This window comes from Phenylobacterium sp. (assembly GCF_044358365.1).
Classification (GTDB): Bacteria; Pseudomonadota; Alphaproteobacteria; order Caulobacterales; family Caulobacteraceae; genus Phenylobacterium.
This window is the reverse complement of the sequence record NZ_JBIKNZ010000033.1, coordinates 1-12,014: the sequence shown is the minus strand read 5'-3', so window position 1 is coordinate 12,014 and position 12,014 is coordinate 1. Positions and strand designations below refer to the sequence as shown.

Annotated in this window: 18 protein-coding genes; 9 read left to right on the top strand and 9 right to left on the bottom strand. The window is 63.1% G+C overall.

Features of this window, described 5'->3' with window-relative positions; genetic code table 11:
- Position 1 precedes the first annotated feature (1 nt).
- Both ACIQ3B_RS10635 and ACIQ3B_RS10630 read left to right on the top strand, forming a co-directional pair.
- Positions 2 to 742 (top strand): phosphoadenylyl-sulfate reductase, encoded by a 741-nt coding sequence (locus ACIQ3B_RS10635; protein WP_397402388.1) that lies wholly within the window; start codon positions 2 to 4, stop codon positions 740 to 742.
- A gap of 10 nt (positions 743 to 752) precedes the next feature.
- Positions 753 to 1,568 (top strand): ferredoxin--NADP reductase, encoded by an 816-nt coding sequence (locus tag ACIQ3B_RS10630; RefSeq protein ID WP_397402342.1) that lies wholly within the window; start codon positions 753 to 755, stop codon positions 1,566 to 1,568.
- A 7-nt stretch (positions 1,569 to 1,575) separates the two neighbouring features.
- On the opposite strand, the gene ACIQ3B_RS10625 is transcribed toward ACIQ3B_RS10630, so the two are convergent.
- The gene (locus tag ACIQ3B_RS10625) at positions 1,576 to 1,806 is read right to left on the bottom strand and encodes an AAA family ATPase (RefSeq protein WP_397402341.1); all 231 of its coding nucleotides are present in this window, start codon (positions 1,804 to 1,806) and stop codon (positions 1,576 to 1,578) included.
- Positions 1,807 to 1,842: 36 nt separating this feature from the next.
- Complete coding sequence (locus ACIQ3B_RS10620; protein WP_397402339.1) at positions 1,843 to 2,322, bottom strand: 3D domain-containing protein; 480 nt, start codon at positions 2,320 to 2,322, stop codon at positions 1,843 to 1,845.
- 186 nt (positions 2,323 to 2,508) lie between these two features.
- On the opposite strand from ACIQ3B_RS10620, the gene ACIQ3B_RS10615 reads away from it, so the two are divergent.
- From ACIQ3B_RS10615 to folD, 4 genes are read left to right on the top strand one after another with little or no spacing between them, the layout of a single operon-like run.
- Positions 2,509 to 3,090, top strand: coding sequence for a glutathione S-transferase family protein (locus ACIQ3B_RS10615; RefSeq protein WP_397402336.1), 582 nt, complete (start codon positions 2,509 to 2,511; stop codon positions 3,088 to 3,090).
- A 43-nt stretch (positions 3,091 to 3,133) separates the two neighbouring features.
- Positions 3,134 to 4,141, top strand: a complete 1,008-nt coding sequence (locus ACIQ3B_RS10610; protein ID WP_397402334.1) for a S1/P1 Nuclease — start codon at positions 3,134 to 3,136, stop codon at positions 4,139 to 4,141.
- Positions 4,141 to 4,623: an NUDIX domain-containing protein gene (locus ACIQ3B_RS10605; protein WP_397402332.1), complete on the top strand. Its 483-nt coding sequence runs from the start codon at positions 4,141 to 4,143 to the stop codon at positions 4,621 to 4,623. The genes ACIQ3B_RS10610 and ACIQ3B_RS10605 overlap by 1 nt, the downstream gene beginning before the upstream one ends.
- Entirely contained in the window at positions 4,620 to 5,522 is a 903-nt protein-coding gene (gene folD / locus ACIQ3B_RS10600) for a bifunctional methylenetetrahydrofolate dehydrogenase/methenyltetrahydrofolate cyclohydrolase FolD (protein WP_397402330.1), read from the top strand. The genes ACIQ3B_RS10605 and folD overlap by 4 nt, the downstream gene beginning before the upstream one ends.
- On the opposite strand, the gene ACIQ3B_RS10595 is transcribed toward folD, so the two are convergent.
- From ACIQ3B_RS10595 to ACIQ3B_RS10580, 4 genes are read right to left on the bottom strand one after another with little or no spacing between them, the layout of a single operon-like run.
- A complete protein-coding gene (locus ACIQ3B_RS10595) occupies positions 5,519 to 6,148 on the bottom strand; it encodes an ABC-type transport auxiliary lipoprotein family protein (RefSeq protein WP_397402328.1) in 630 nt (209 codons plus the stop codon). The genes folD and ACIQ3B_RS10595 overlap by 4 nt on opposite strands.
- A complete protein-coding gene (locus ACIQ3B_RS10590; RefSeq protein ID WP_397402326.1) occupies positions 6,145 to 7,104 on the bottom strand; it encodes an MlaD family protein in 960 nt (319 codons plus the stop codon). The genes ACIQ3B_RS10595 and ACIQ3B_RS10590 overlap by 4 nt, the downstream gene beginning before the upstream one ends.
- Positions 7,104 to 7,934, bottom strand: a complete 831-nt coding sequence (locus ACIQ3B_RS10585) for an ABC transporter ATP-binding protein (protein WP_397402324.1) — start codon at positions 7,932 to 7,934, stop codon at positions 7,104 to 7,106. The genes ACIQ3B_RS10590 and ACIQ3B_RS10585 overlap by 1 nt, the downstream gene beginning before the upstream one ends.
- A complete protein-coding gene (locus ACIQ3B_RS10580; RefSeq protein WP_397402322.1) occupies positions 7,931 to 9,058 on the bottom strand; it encodes an MlaE family lipid ABC transporter permease subunit in 1,128 nt (375 codons plus the stop codon). The genes ACIQ3B_RS10585 and ACIQ3B_RS10580 overlap by 4 nt, the downstream gene beginning before the upstream one ends.
- Positions 9,059 to 9,330: 272 nt before the next feature.
- Here ACIQ3B_RS10580 and ACIQ3B_RS10575 point away from each other — a divergent pair, with 272 nt between their 5' ends.
- Positions 9,331 to 9,642, top strand: a complete 312-nt coding sequence (locus tag ACIQ3B_RS10575; RefSeq protein ID WP_397402320.1) for a hypothetical protein — start codon at positions 9,331 to 9,333, stop codon at positions 9,640 to 9,642.
- Positions 9,643 to 9,666: 24 nt separating this feature from the next.
- On the top strand, positions 9,667 to 10,176 hold the full coding sequence (locus ACIQ3B_RS10570) for a YdcF family protein (protein ID WP_397402319.1): 510 nt from the start codon (positions 9,667 to 9,669) through the stop codon (positions 10,174 to 10,176).
- Between the two features lie 399 nt (positions 10,177 to 10,575).
- On the opposite strand, the gene ACIQ3B_RS10565 is transcribed toward ACIQ3B_RS10570, so the two are convergent.
- Positions 10,576 to 10,890 carry a hypothetical protein gene (locus ACIQ3B_RS10565; RefSeq protein WP_397402317.1) on the bottom strand — a complete coding sequence of 105 codons (315 nt, stop codon included), beginning with the start codon at positions 10,888 to 10,890 and terminating at the stop codon, positions 10,576 to 10,578.
- Between the two features lie 117 nt (positions 10,891 to 11,007).
- On the opposite strand from ACIQ3B_RS10565, the gene ACIQ3B_RS10560 reads away from it, so the two are divergent.
- Positions 11,008 to 11,553, top strand: coding sequence for an MOSC domain-containing protein (locus ACIQ3B_RS10560; protein ID WP_397402315.1), 546 nt, complete (start codon positions 11,008 to 11,010; stop codon positions 11,551 to 11,553).
- Here the strand turns inward: ACIQ3B_RS10560 and ACIQ3B_RS10555 are convergent.
- Both ACIQ3B_RS10555 and ACIQ3B_RS10550 read right to left on the bottom strand, forming a co-directional pair.
- Positions 11,550 to 11,786, bottom strand: a complete 237-nt coding sequence (locus ACIQ3B_RS10555; RefSeq protein ID WP_397402313.1) for a hypothetical protein — start codon at positions 11,784 to 11,786, stop codon at positions 11,550 to 11,552. The genes ACIQ3B_RS10560 and ACIQ3B_RS10555 overlap by 4 nt on opposite strands.
- Before the next feature lie 42 nt (positions 11,787 to 11,828).
- On the bottom strand, positions 11,829 to 12,014 hold a 186-nt coding region (locus ACIQ3B_RS10550; protein ID WP_397402311.1), incomplete at its 5' end, for a hypothetical protein.

The window sequence follows — 12,014 nt, the reverse complement described above, 5'->3', positions numbered from 1 at the left end:
CTTGGCCTACGACGTATTTGATCATACCCGCAGCCTCGCCGCTCTGCTGGACGCCGAACTGCGACACGCTCATCCCCGAACAATTCTCGAAGCTGCGGTCGCCCAGCTTGGCGACAGGCTGGCGCTGGTGTCATCCTTCGGGGCCGAGTCCGCCGTGTTGCTCGATGTCGCCGCCAAGGTTAAGCCGGACATCCCGGTGCTGTTCCTCGACACCGGCATGCTGTTTGGCCAGACACTGGACTATCGGCGGCAACTGGCAGCCCGACTGGGTCTGACCGATGTGCGCGACCTGCGCCCCGCCCACCAGGACCTCGCCACCGGCGACCCGCTGGCCAAGCTCTGGGAGACCGATACCGATGCCTGCTGCAACATCCGCAAGGTATTGCCGCTGGACCGGGCGCTGGGCGACTTCGATGGATGGCTCACCGGACGCAAGCGCTTCCATGGGGGCGACCGGCTGAGCCTGGCGGTGGTGGAGGCCTCTGAAGGCAAGCTGAAGTTCAACCCCCTTGCCAACTGGGGCAAGGAGAACCTCGACGCCTATGTGGCCGAGCACGACCTGCCGGCGCATCCGCTGGTGGCGCAGGGTTTCCCGTCGATTGGCTGCTGGCCATGCACCCAACCGGCGGCAGAAGGCGAAGATGTGCGGGCCGGGCGCTGGAAAGGGCTGGACAAGTCCGAGTGCGGTATCCATGTGGCGCGTTCGCCGGGGACGCCCAACAACGTCGGCGGCGACATCTAGGGCTTTCGGGATGAATGATGTGAGTTTGGTTCAGCCGGCGCTCAAGGCGTCGGGCGCCTTCTTCGTGGAGACGGTGACCTGGGTCCAGCACTGGACCGACACCCTGTTCTCGTTCCGCACGACACGCGACGCGGCCCTGCGGTTTTCCAGCGGGCAGTTCGTTATGGTCGGCCTAATGAAGGACGACGGCAAACCGCTGTTGCGCGCCTATTCCATCGCCTCGCCGTCATGGCACGAGGAACTAGAATTCTATTCGATCAAGGTTCCAGACGGCCCGCTGACCTCGCGTCTGCAGAACATCAAGGTTGGCGACCAGGTGCTCATCGGTCGCAAGCCCACCGGCACGCTGGTGCTGGACGGCCTGAAGCCTGGCAAGCGGCTCTATATGCTGGGCACCGGCACAGGTCTGGCGCCCTGGCTGTCGCTGGCGCGTGATCCAGAGGTTTATGACCGGTTCGACGACGTGATCGTGACCCACACCGTGCGTCGCATCGCGGACCTCAACTATGCGGGTTTGCTCGACCACGAACTGGCTCAGGACGAAATTCTGGGCGAACTCATTGGCCCCAAGCTGAAGTACTACCCTACAGTCACGCGGGAGCCTTTCAAGACCCAGGGTCGGATAACGGACCTGATCGCTTCGGGCCAGATGTTCCGCGATCTGGGCCTGCCGCCGTTCAATCCTGCGGAGGACCGGGTGATGCTTTGCGGCGGCCCCTCCGTGCTGGTCGATCTGAAGCAGCAACTACTGGATCTGGGTTACGTCGAGGGCTCGCTGGCCAGCCCCGGTGACTTCGTGCTCGAGCGGGCGTTCGTGGAAACGTAAGCGGCCTCTACCCGACAGCGGTCAGGACGAATGCTGCGCGGGCGGCTGTGAGGTCTGCGAAATGGTTCGGATCGACCGAGGGGACGCCTTTGCCATTGGCTGCGACCTGTCCACGGATCACCGTCCGCGCGGATTCTTCTACGACATGTTCGCCACGGCTTTTCAGATAACCGATGAGCGCGATCTTGCCGACGACCGGGCCGCCAGTGAACACGTGGAAACTGGGCTTGTGGAGCATTCTGTCCTTATCCCCCCAAAACCGGGAGGGAGGATTCTACTTCGGCGGGCAGCCTGTGAAATTGCCGACCTTTACCGCGGTGAGGGTGGCCAGGTTCAGGCCCCTCATCGGTTGCATCGAGGCGGCGCTATGCCCGGTGTAGAGGTCGATGCGCTTGCCCTTGATCGCGCCGCCAACGTCAGAAGCATACCAGTAGCCGTCATGCTTTTCGCCGTCAGGCATCTTCAGGCCCACCGTCTCCTTGATAAAGACCACGGTGCGGCGGGGAATGATGGACTTGTCCACAGCCAGGGTGCGCATGGGCACAACGCGGCAACCAAGACTGTCTAGCGAACCTACACCCTTGGCGCCGGCGTGATACAGTGTGGCCTTCACGTTGAAGACCCCGGCGCCGGGCAGGGCGCCCGAGATTACGGACGTGATCAGATCGCCCACGGGATCGCCAGTCGAAGCTTGTGCACCGAATGACAGGGAAAGGGCGGAAAAGGCTGCCAGGGCGGCGAGGCGGCGTCGCATGGACGGCGTCTCCTTCGTCGGTTGACTGGAGTGACGTCTTCCTACCCGCTAAGCCTTAACGGGGCAACATCGGAAAGCCGACTTGGCGAGAACTGCGAGAAAAACTCACAGCGTTTGCATAGCAGGCTGCCTTGCTTACATTTGGGTTTCACACGATTCCTCGCCGCCAGATGGAGCGCAGAAATCATGAAAATCTATGGAGATCGGATCTCGGGGAATTGCCTGAAGGTGGCCTGGACAGCGGATTTTCTGGGTCTTGCGTACGACTGGATCGAGGTCGACATCATGAAAGGTGAGTCTCGCACGCCGGACTTCCTGGCGATGAATCCAGCGGGCCAGGTGCCTGTCGTCGTTCTCGATGACGGTCGGGCGCTGTCGCAATCCAACGCCATCATCCTGCATCTGGCCGAAGGCTCGGCGCTGATCCCGGTCGAATCCTATGACCGCGCCCGCATGCTGGAGTGGATGTTCTGGGAGCAATACAGCCACGAGCCCTATGTAGCGGTGGCGCGGTTTCAGGTGCGCTATCAGGGCAAGGCGGTAGCCGACCTCGAGCCGCGACTGGTGGAACGTGGCCGGGCGGCGTTGCAACGTCTGGAGGACGGTCTGGCTACCTCAGCCTTTCTGGTTGGCGATCATGTCAGCCTCGCCGACGTGGCCCTGGTTGCCTATACGCGGATGGCCGGGGAGGGCGGTTTTGACCTGGCCGACTACCCGCACGTCACTGGCTGGATCGAGCGCGTTGAACAGGTTTTGAAGATCAACTGAAAGCGCCTTGCCTTGGCCGGGATCGACAGCGCAAATGCGGTCCATGAAACGCCTCGTCGCTCTTGCCGTTGCTGCCCTGCTCGCCACTGCGCCCGGCGGTGCCCTGGCCTGGGGCGGGAGTGGTCACCGGATGATCGGCCAGGAGGCGATGCGCAGCCTGCCAGGCGAGTTGCCGGGTTTCCTGCGTAGCCCGAGAACCATCCTCGACGTCGGTGAACTCTCCCGTGAGCCGGATCGCCACAAGGGGGCCGGGCGTTTGCATGATACCGACCGCGAGGGCGCGCACTTCATCGACATCGACGAACAGGGCAAGTTGCTGGGCGGCCCGATGATGGTCCCTCTGGCCGTCACCCGGGCCGACTACGCCACGCAACTTCGGCTGTTCAATCTGGATGAGTGGAAGGCTGGCTACCTGCCTTACGCCATCATCGACCGCTACCAGCAGCTCACCATAAATCTGGCCTACTGGCGCGTCCTGAACGCTGCCATCGTCAACCCCGCCTGGAAAGGCAACAGGGTCTGGTTCAAGGAAGACATCCGCCGGCGGGAGGCGCTAATCCTCAAGGACATAGGCGAGCTGTCCCATTTCGTGGGCGATGGCAGTCAGCCCCTCCACGTGTCGATCCATTACAACGGCTGGGGTGACTATCCGAACCCGAATGGCTATACGACGGCCCGTATCCATGCTCCCTTCGAGGGAGAAATGGTCAAATCCCGCGTGTCGCAGGTTGATGTCGCAAAGGCCGTCGCGCCGTTCCGAAGCTGTTACTGCCCTATCGAACAACGGGTGACGGATTATCTGCTTAAGTCACGCGACCAGGTCATCCCGCTCTACGAGATGGAGAAGGCTGGCGGCATGAAGCCGGGCGATCCGCGCGGCGGCACCTTCGCGACGGCCCGACTGGCAGAGGGCGCCTCGGAGCTTCGGGACCTGATTGTTGAAGCCTGGCGAGCCAGCGCCACCACCAAAGTCGGATGGCGACCTATCGCAGTACAGGATGTGCTGTCGGGCAAGGTCAACCCCTACGTCGCACTCTCCTCGGTCGACTGATGGCGATCCCGCAATTCGGGGCTGCCGAAGATGAGTCTGCCTGCCCGGATCGTCCGGCCGCCTTCGCCGTAATTGAGCGGGGCGGCCTTATCGCTCTGGTGCGCGTACCCTGGCTGGGGCGAGGGCATCTGCTGCATCTGCCGGGCGGCGGGATTGATCCGGGCGAAACCGAGGTTCAGGCTGCAATCCGTGAGTGCGGTGAGGAAGCTGGTCTCGTCGTCGCCCTCGACGCAGCGCCCTTCATCCGCGCCGACCATTTCTTTCTGCACCACGACGGCGTCGTCCGAAATACGCGCGGCGCGTTCTTCGCTGGCCGGGTGGCGGGCGAGGATGCGGCCTTGAAGATCGAGGAGGATCACGAACTCGTCTGGCTGGCGCCGTTCGATGCGCTTCTTCGGCTGGATCGGGAGTCCCACGCCTGGGCGGTCGTCGCCTGGCTGCGATTGCGCGTCGGGGCCGCAGGCGCTACCAGCGCCACATGACTGAAACCACCGCCAGGATCATCGACGGCAGGGTCCATGCCGAACGCCTGCTGACCAGAGTCAAGACAGAAGTGGCGCGGCTGAAGACCGAGCGCGGGCTGCAGCCCGGGTTGGCGGTCGTGCTGGTGGGTGACGACCCCGCCTCGCAGGGCTACGTGAAGTCAAAGGGCGAGCAGTCGCTGGCGGCAGGTATGCATTCGGTCACCCATCGGTTGCCGGCCGACACCCGGCAGGAGGATCTGCTGCGGCTGGTTGGCGAACTTGACGTCGACCCCTTGATCCACGGCATTCTGGTGCAACTGCCGTTGCCGAAACATCTGGACGAGAGCGCGGTGATCGCCGCTATCAGTCCGGACAAGGACGTGGATGGCCTGAGCGTGATCAACGCAGGTCGGCTCGTGGCGGGACTTCCATCGTTGGTGGCCTGCACGCCGACAGGGTGCCTGATCCTGTTGCGCGAGACCCTGGGCGACCTTACGGGCAAACGCGCCGTTGTGGTGGGGCGCTCCCTTCTCGTAGGCAAACCGATCGCCCAGCTGCTGCTGGCCGCAGACTGCACCGTGACCATGGCCCACTCGCGCACCGTCGATCTACCGTCGGTCTGCCGGGAGGCCGATATTCTGGTGGCCGCCGTGGGTCGTCCCCGGATGATCCGCGGCGACTGGATAAAGCCCGGCGCCTGCGTGATCGACGTCGGCATCAATCGTGTGCCGTTTGACAATCCCGAACAGGCTGCCGCTGGCAAGACCAAGATCGTGGGGGATGTGCATTATAAGGAAGCACTGGGCGTCGCCGGCTGGATAACGCCGGCCCCGGGCGGGGTCGGGCCAATGACCGTGGCAGTGCTGCTGCAGAACACGATCACGGCGGCGAAGCGGCAGGCGGGGATGGTAGCTTAGGCCGGAATCGCCAGCTCTTTGGTCCAGCCGATCACCTGCTTAAGAACCTCAGCCACGGCGCGGTCGTAGGCCGGAACGATCTCTGAGAGTTTGTTGTCCGAGGGCGTGATCCTGGCTTCGAAGATCCGCTCACCGACAAGGCCGCGGTCCGCGTTTGACGTGAGCGCTGCGCGTACACGAACCAATACGGTCGGCGCTGCTTTTGGACCCTTTTCGTAGAGTACTTCAAAGTTGCGGACGTCCAAGCGCAGCACATAGGCTGCGCGCCCGGGTTCGCCCCGCGCGATCAGCCGTACGCGACCGTTATCGGCATCAAACGCCGCCAGGACGGCCTCGTCCCAGAGTGTGACGGCGGGGGTCACCCAGCGGGCTTCAGCGATCAGCGCCACCTTGCCCGACGCGATCGTCACCAGCCGGTCGCCGGCGGCCTCGCGCTGAAACCCTCCCGTTGCGCGGACAACGCCAACTGTCCCGGTCTGTACTGTCTCGACCCCGGCAGATACCGGTTGGCCAAACCGGTAGAGGTCCACCGGCTTCGCCTTGGGCAGCAGGGTGATGCATCCGCTCAGGGCCAAGGATATGGTGGTCAGAACGACCATTCGGAGCGTGGTGGAGGCGGGCCTCATTTCGGGACTTTCACTTCCTTGGCAGGCGGTTTGACCAATGCGCCGGTGGGGCTCGACTGAACCTCATTGATCAGGCGCTCAAGAGATTCGGCCGAGGTCTGCAGCTGGATTACCGCTGCCGTGACCTGCGGCAGGCCGTTGATGGCGAAGTCAGAAGTCGGCCCCTGAAGTTTCTCCGCCATGGTGCGTATCTCCCTGGCCGTGACCTGTGTCTCCCTGGCGGCGTCAGCCAGGCTACGAATGGCCCGGCGACCGTCGCCGTCCACCACATCGCGCGTGGTTTTCGAGAGAAGCGCGATCTCGGCCGTCGCCTCTTCCAGCCGTTGAACGGCGCTCTGCACGTCCGCGAGCAGGGCCTTGCGCTCGCGCAGCTCTGCCGTCACAGCCTGGACATCCGAGAGCGCAGCGGAGAACGTACGGACGTTCTGATCCGACAACACACGGTTCACCCGATCCAGGGCCTCGATCGAGCGGGTCAGCACTGTTCCCCCGCCCTCCAGCAGGTCGGAGAACGTGCTGCGCCGACTGGCCAGTCGGGGAACGCAACCGCCACCGATGCGGGTGCAGCGCTTGGCGGAATAGTCCTTCAGGAGCTGCTTCGTTGAGGTTCCGGCGATGATCTGGACATAGTTGAGGCCGGTGATGCCCTGAGGCTCAAGGGTTGCGTAGGAGTCGATCCGGATTGGCACATCGCCGGTCACCCGCGCTCGAGCAACAACGTTCTTGGGGTTTGATGGGTCCAACTCGATCTTGGTAACCTCACCGACCTTGATGCCGTTGAAATGAACTTCGCCGCCTTCAGTCAAGCCCCGGACAGGACCCTCGAAAACGATGTCGTAGAGGTCGTACTCCGCATTGAAGTTCAAGCGCGCCAGCCAGACCACGAAGACCATCAGCGCGACGGTCAGGATCAGCGTGGACAGGCCGACCAACGCATAGTTGGCGTTCTTTTCCATCAGCCCTCAGATCCCCTGCCACCGCCCCGCGCCGCGCGACCGCGTTCGCCCAAAAGGTATTCCTGAATCCACGGGTGTTCTGAATGTTCCAGCTCGCGAACCGGGGCCACCGCCACCACGGTCTTGTCGGCGATCACCGCCACACGGTCGGTGACTTTGTAGAGGCTGTCGAGGTCGTGTGTGATCATGAAGACGGTAAGGTCCAGACTGTCGCAAAGGTCCTTGAGCAATTCATCGAAGGCCGCTGCGCCGATCGGATCCAGGCCCGCAGTCGGCTCGTCCAGGAAGACAAGTTCCGGATCCAGCGCCAGGGCGCGGGCCAAGCCTGCGCGTTTTCGCATGCCGCCGGACAACTCCGAAGGTTTCAAAGATCCGGCTTCGGGTCGTAGCCCCGCCATGGCGATCTTCAGATCCGCAAGCTCGTGGGCATCGTGTCGCGAGAGGCGAGTGTGTTCCAGCATAGGCGCCGCGACATTCTCACGAATTGTCAGATTGGAGAACAGGGCGCCGCCCTGAAACAGTACGCCCCACGACCGCTCCAGCGCGCTCCAGCGGCGACGCGAGGCGCGCTGGAGTTGCTGGCCGAAGACGGTGATCGACCCTGCGTCGGGTTGGCGTAGTCCGATGATGCTGTTGAGCAGAACAGACTTACCTGATCCCGAGCCGCCAACGATGCCAAGAACCTCGCCCCTGCGTACCGTGAGATCCAGATTTTCATGTACAACGTGATCGCCGAACCGGGTGCAAAGGCCTTCGATGACGATCGCGGGACCCTCCTGATCCAGAAGTTCCTCGTCCGTCGCATTCCGGCCAGGGCGGGTCTCGGTCATATGTCCAGCTGCATGAAAATGACGGCGAAGATCGCGTCCAGCATTATGATTGCGAAGATCGCGTGGACCACCGCGGCCGTCACGCGTCGCCCCAGAGACTCAACATCGCCGCCCACCAGCAGACCCTGGCGACAGCCGATACCGGCAATGGTTGCGGCCATGAACGGCGCCTTGACCAGAGCGACAAAGAAGTGAGTCGAGCCAACGTTTTCCACGATACGCTGCAGGAAGAAAACGGGGCCCAGCCCGAGCATCGACCAGGTGACCACCAGACCCCCAAGCAAACCGGCCAGGGTCGCGATGAAGGTCAAAAGTGGAATGGTTATCAGCATTGCAATCAGGCGGGGTAGCACCAGGGCTTCGAAAGGATCCACCCCCATCACCTGCATGGCGTCTACCTCCTGGGTCATTTTCATGGACCCGAGCTCCGCCGCGAAGGCCGAGGCCGAGCGGCCCGACAGCAGGACGGCAGTGATCACGATGTTGAATTCACGGATCATCGCTACGCCGATCAGTTCCACCACAAAGACTTCGGCGCCGAATTGCTGGAGCAGGTTGACCCCCAACAGAGCGACAACCGAACCTACAAAGAAGGTCGTGACCGCTACAATGGGAATGGCGTCCAGTCCGGACCGTTCCATCTGGGAGAAAATCGGCGCCCACCGAATTCGACCTGGTGCTGTCACCAGCCGCCCGATCATCCGCACGGTAGCGACCAGCAAGCGACCCTGGAACGCCATCGTGTCGAGGAATTCTTCTCCCAGGCTGACGACGCCACGCCCGACCCGGATTGTGAGCTGATTGAAGCCCTCGGGTTCCTTTCGCACCACCGGCTTTACGCGGTATGCCGCGTCCACGAGTTCCAGCAGGCGCCGCGTTTCGGGTTTCGCCTTTACTCGCGTCAGATCGAATTTTTCACCAGCGGCGCGGACCACGGCAAAGGCGCCCGCAGTGTCCATCCGTCGAACCGCATCAAGGTCGAAAGTCACATCACTTCGCACGCGGACTGCGTCTCGCAACTCATCACCACAGGTGCCGAGATGAGTGGTCGTCCAGTCGCCAGCGAGCACAGCCGTCTGGCCGCCCGTTGTATCCTGCAGACTGAATTCAGCCGGTCCTTGCATACTCGTGTTGTTTCAGCACTGTGGGCGGCGGTCCAGCCCGTAGCGTGTGGCTGAGGCGCACCTTTGATTGAAAGTCACATTAACAGAGACGAGTGCGCCCCAAACGTTCATATGGCGCGGGTTGTTCCTCAGTCGTCGCAAAAGTGCGGCGGAAGCTGACAGCCAAGCTCAGGCAAGTTTTGATCCCAGTCCATAGCGTATGTACAGGGAGTTGATTCTGAGCCGCTTGATCGTTCGGGCGAGAACGGCCCAAGTCCCAGCAGGAGTTCAGAGTGACGCGTCAGTTCGACCTCGCCGGGGCCTCCGGGACCCGATACCGCTACAGCCACCTGGATGAGAACCGCTTCCTGCCACCGGCGGGCGCCAACTATGTGATCGCCGAGCTGACCAGCGAAGGCGCCAACGTTGTCTTTGCGGGCGAAACCGACAACCTGGCCAGCCAGAGCTGGCGGGCCGATCTGGAGAAGGCCCGCCGCAAGTTTGCGGCTGCGACGCTGCTGACCCGATTGAATGTCACCCGCGCCGTAAGGGAGGCCGAGCGGCAGGATCTGGTGGAAAACTATCACCCGCCCCTGAACGGGTAGATTTTGCGCCCGGCTGGACCTGTCGTGGCCGATTCCCCTCTGATTGTGATCTTCGGCGCAGCGCTTCAGCCCGACGGTCATCCTTCTCCGGCTCTTCTGCGGCGGATCTCGTTTGGTATGGCTGCCGCTGGCCAGCATCCCGACGCGCCGATCCTGTGTTCGGGCGGCGCCCAGCGCGCGGGGCCCACCGAAGCGTCCATCATCTATGATCACTTGCTTGCCGCAGGCGTTGCTCATGACCGTCTGCTGAGGGACGATGCAAGCCTCACGACACTCCAGAACATCACGGCGGCGACGCAACAGGTCCATCGTGCAGGACATTCGGTGGTCGTCGTTTGCAGTGACGCCTATCATTTGCCGCGAATTCGCCTCGGGCTCGCGTTCCACGGCGTCAGGAGCGCAAGAGGTCCTGTTCCCCGAGGACGCGGCGGGGCCTCCTGGCGCCACTGGATCGCGATGTGTTTGCGGGAATCGGTAGCCATCCCGTTCTATCTGTTGATCTTGATCGGCAGACAGGTCCGGATCGGGCCATAGTGCAGCCAACCGTCCGCAAGATGCTGTATCCATGACCGACGAACCCGACGACAACCCCTTCGCCCGAAAAAGCGCCTGGCCGAAGATGCCGCAGGCCCCATTCCGGGTGGGGCCGATGCCGAAAACTGCCGTACCGGAACCATCTTTGCCTACTCCACCTCATACGATCACGCCGGTGTTCGTTCGACCGATCGAAGCTGCACCCGCAAGCCGCATGGACATCGGCGGTGGTGCGCCGCCGGCGCCCCCGGGCCTGACAAGCCCACAAGTCCCGGCAGCGCCCTTACAGGATCCTCAGTCTCTCCCGCCGACTTTCGCAGAACCTCCAGCCCAGGACCCTGACCCGCAGGAACCGTTCGAAGTCTCGCCAGTGATCGTTACGCCGCCCCGTAAACCTCGTTACAGGGCCAAGCGGTCTGTATGGCCTGCCGCGATAGCGACGATGGTCGGTGTCGCCGGGATCCTTGGCCTGGCGATGCTGCTGAGCCGGGTGCAGGAGGCGCGGCTGGCGTCGAAGCTTGAATTGTCGGCCATTGCCCCGGCCAGCGCGCCGGCGCCGGCTCCGATGGCGCCAATTCCGCAGGTCGCGACAAAGCCCGAAGCTGCGCCTTTGCCCTCAAACTCGACGCCGCGAACCTCACCCGGTGTTGCAACGCCGGCACGCGTGCAGCCTGCCCCTCGGGTCAAACCGGCGACAGAAAGTGCAGCAGCCACCAACGAGGCGTTGAATGCGCCTGCACTTTCATTGCCCGAAGCGCCGCCTCCACCGAGCTACAAGGCGCCCGCTGAGGTCGATCCCACAGCTCCTGTTGTTACCAGGGCACCGAACTCATGACGTCATCGTCGGTCGTTGCCGTCAGCCGCAAGGCGACCCATGGTCCTGACAAACCCAACTGCGCCGTCATTCGAATGGTCGCAGGCTGCGGTGTGGAAGGTGACGCTCACTTCGGGGCCACGGTGAAACATCGCAGCCGCGTGGCCCGGGATCCGACCCAGCCCAATCTTCGGCAGGTTCATCTGATCCACGCCGAACTTCACGACGAATTGCTTGAACGTGGGTTTCAGGTTCGCCCGGGGCTGATGGGCGAGAATATCACCACGCGCGGCGTAGATCTTCTGGGCCTCTGTCGCGGCGCGATGCTGCGGATCGGACCGGAGGTGGTTGTGCAGATCACCGGGTTGCGGAACCCATGCTACCAGCTTGATGAGCTCCAGCCGGGCCTTATGGCTGCCTGTCTCGGTCGCGATTCAGAAGGCAATCCTGTGAGAAAAGCCGGCGTGATGGGGGTCATCATCACCGGTGGCCAGGTCGCCGCCGGTGATGCGATTCTCGTTGAACTGCCGGCGGGGCCGCAGGAAGTTCTCAAGCCGGTCTAGGCGTTGCCAGCTGGCCAACCCGTGCCCACTTCGACGATAGCCGCCCGCGCGGATCGCGCGGATCGGGCGGCCCGGACGCCCTGCATACTGATCCGGGCGTGCAGTGGAATCTGTAGCGCCAGCAGCAGGGCCGCAGCAGCGAGGCGGAAAGGATCGTCCACCACAATCATCGAAAGGACGATCGCCAGGCGAAAGGTCCAGAGGCCGATCAGGGTAAGGTTAGCGTTACGCATACCTTAATCTGTGCCCGATCCTGCCGAACCTGCAAGGGCCCTCTAGCGGCGATGGGGCTCGACGCGCTCCAGGATGATCTGCAGGCGGGGCGCGTCTGGCTTCTTGCGGCTCTGGCCGGTGACGACGGTCAGGCGTCCCGGCTCGGGAACTGCGATCATCAGGACCGTCTCGCTTGGGGTCCGGGCAAACCTGTCGGTCGCGTGCTCAGGGTCAACCAGGGCGACCAG

What these genes read in the sequence shown, in the direction of transcription:
- ACIQ3B_RS10630 (WP_397402342.1), top strand. Translation starts at nt 753, where the DNA reads ATGAATGATGTGAGTTTGGTTCAGCCGGCGCTCAAGGCGTCGGGCGCC.
- ACIQ3B_RS10625 (WP_397402341.1), bottom strand. Translation starts at nt 1,806, where the DNA reads ATGCTCCACAAGCCCAGTTTCCACGTGTTCACTGGCGGCCCGGTCGTC.
- ACIQ3B_RS10620 (WP_397402339.1), bottom strand. Translation starts at nt 2,322, where the DNA reads ATGCGACGCCGCCTCGCCGCCCTGGCAGCCTTTTCCGCCCTTTCCCTG.
- ACIQ3B_RS10615 (WP_397402336.1), top strand. Translation starts at nt 2,509, where the DNA reads ATGAAAATCTATGGAGATCGGATCTCGGGGAATTGCCTGAAGGTGGCC.
- ACIQ3B_RS10610 (WP_397402334.1), top strand. Translation starts at nt 3,134, where the DNA reads ATGAAACGCCTCGTCGCTCTTGCCGTTGCTGCCCTGCTCGCCACTGCG.
- ACIQ3B_RS10605 (WP_397402332.1), top strand. Translation starts at nt 4,141, where the DNA reads ATGGCGATCCCGCAATTCGGGGCTGCCGAAGATGAGTCTGCCTGCCCG.
- folD (WP_397402330.1), top strand. Translation starts at nt 4,620, where the DNA reads ATGACTGAAACCACCGCCAGGATCATCGACGGCAGGGTCCATGCCGAA.
- ACIQ3B_RS10595 (WP_397402328.1), bottom strand. Translation starts at nt 6,148, where the DNA reads ATGAGGCCCGCCTCCACCACGCTCCGAATGGTCGTTCTGACCACCATA.
- ACIQ3B_RS10590 (WP_397402326.1), bottom strand. Translation starts at nt 7,104, where the DNA reads ATGGAAAAGAACGCCAACTATGCGTTGGTCGGCCTGTCCACGCTGATC.
- ACIQ3B_RS10585 (WP_397402324.1), bottom strand. Translation starts at nt 7,934, where the DNA reads ATGACCGAGACCCGCCCTGGCCGGAATGCGACGGACGAGGAACTTCTG.
- ACIQ3B_RS10580 (WP_397402322.1), bottom strand. Translation starts at nt 9,058, where the DNA reads ATGCAAGGACCGGCTGAATTCAGTCTGCAGGATACAACGGGCGGCCAG.
- ACIQ3B_RS10560 (WP_397402315.1), top strand. Translation starts at nt 11,008, where the DNA reads ATGACGTCATCGTCGGTCGTTGCCGTCAGCCGCAAGGCGACCCATGGT.
- ACIQ3B_RS10555 (WP_397402313.1), bottom strand. Translation starts at nt 11,786, where the DNA reads ATGCGTAACGCTAACCTTACCCTGATCGGCCTCTGGACCTTTCGCCTG.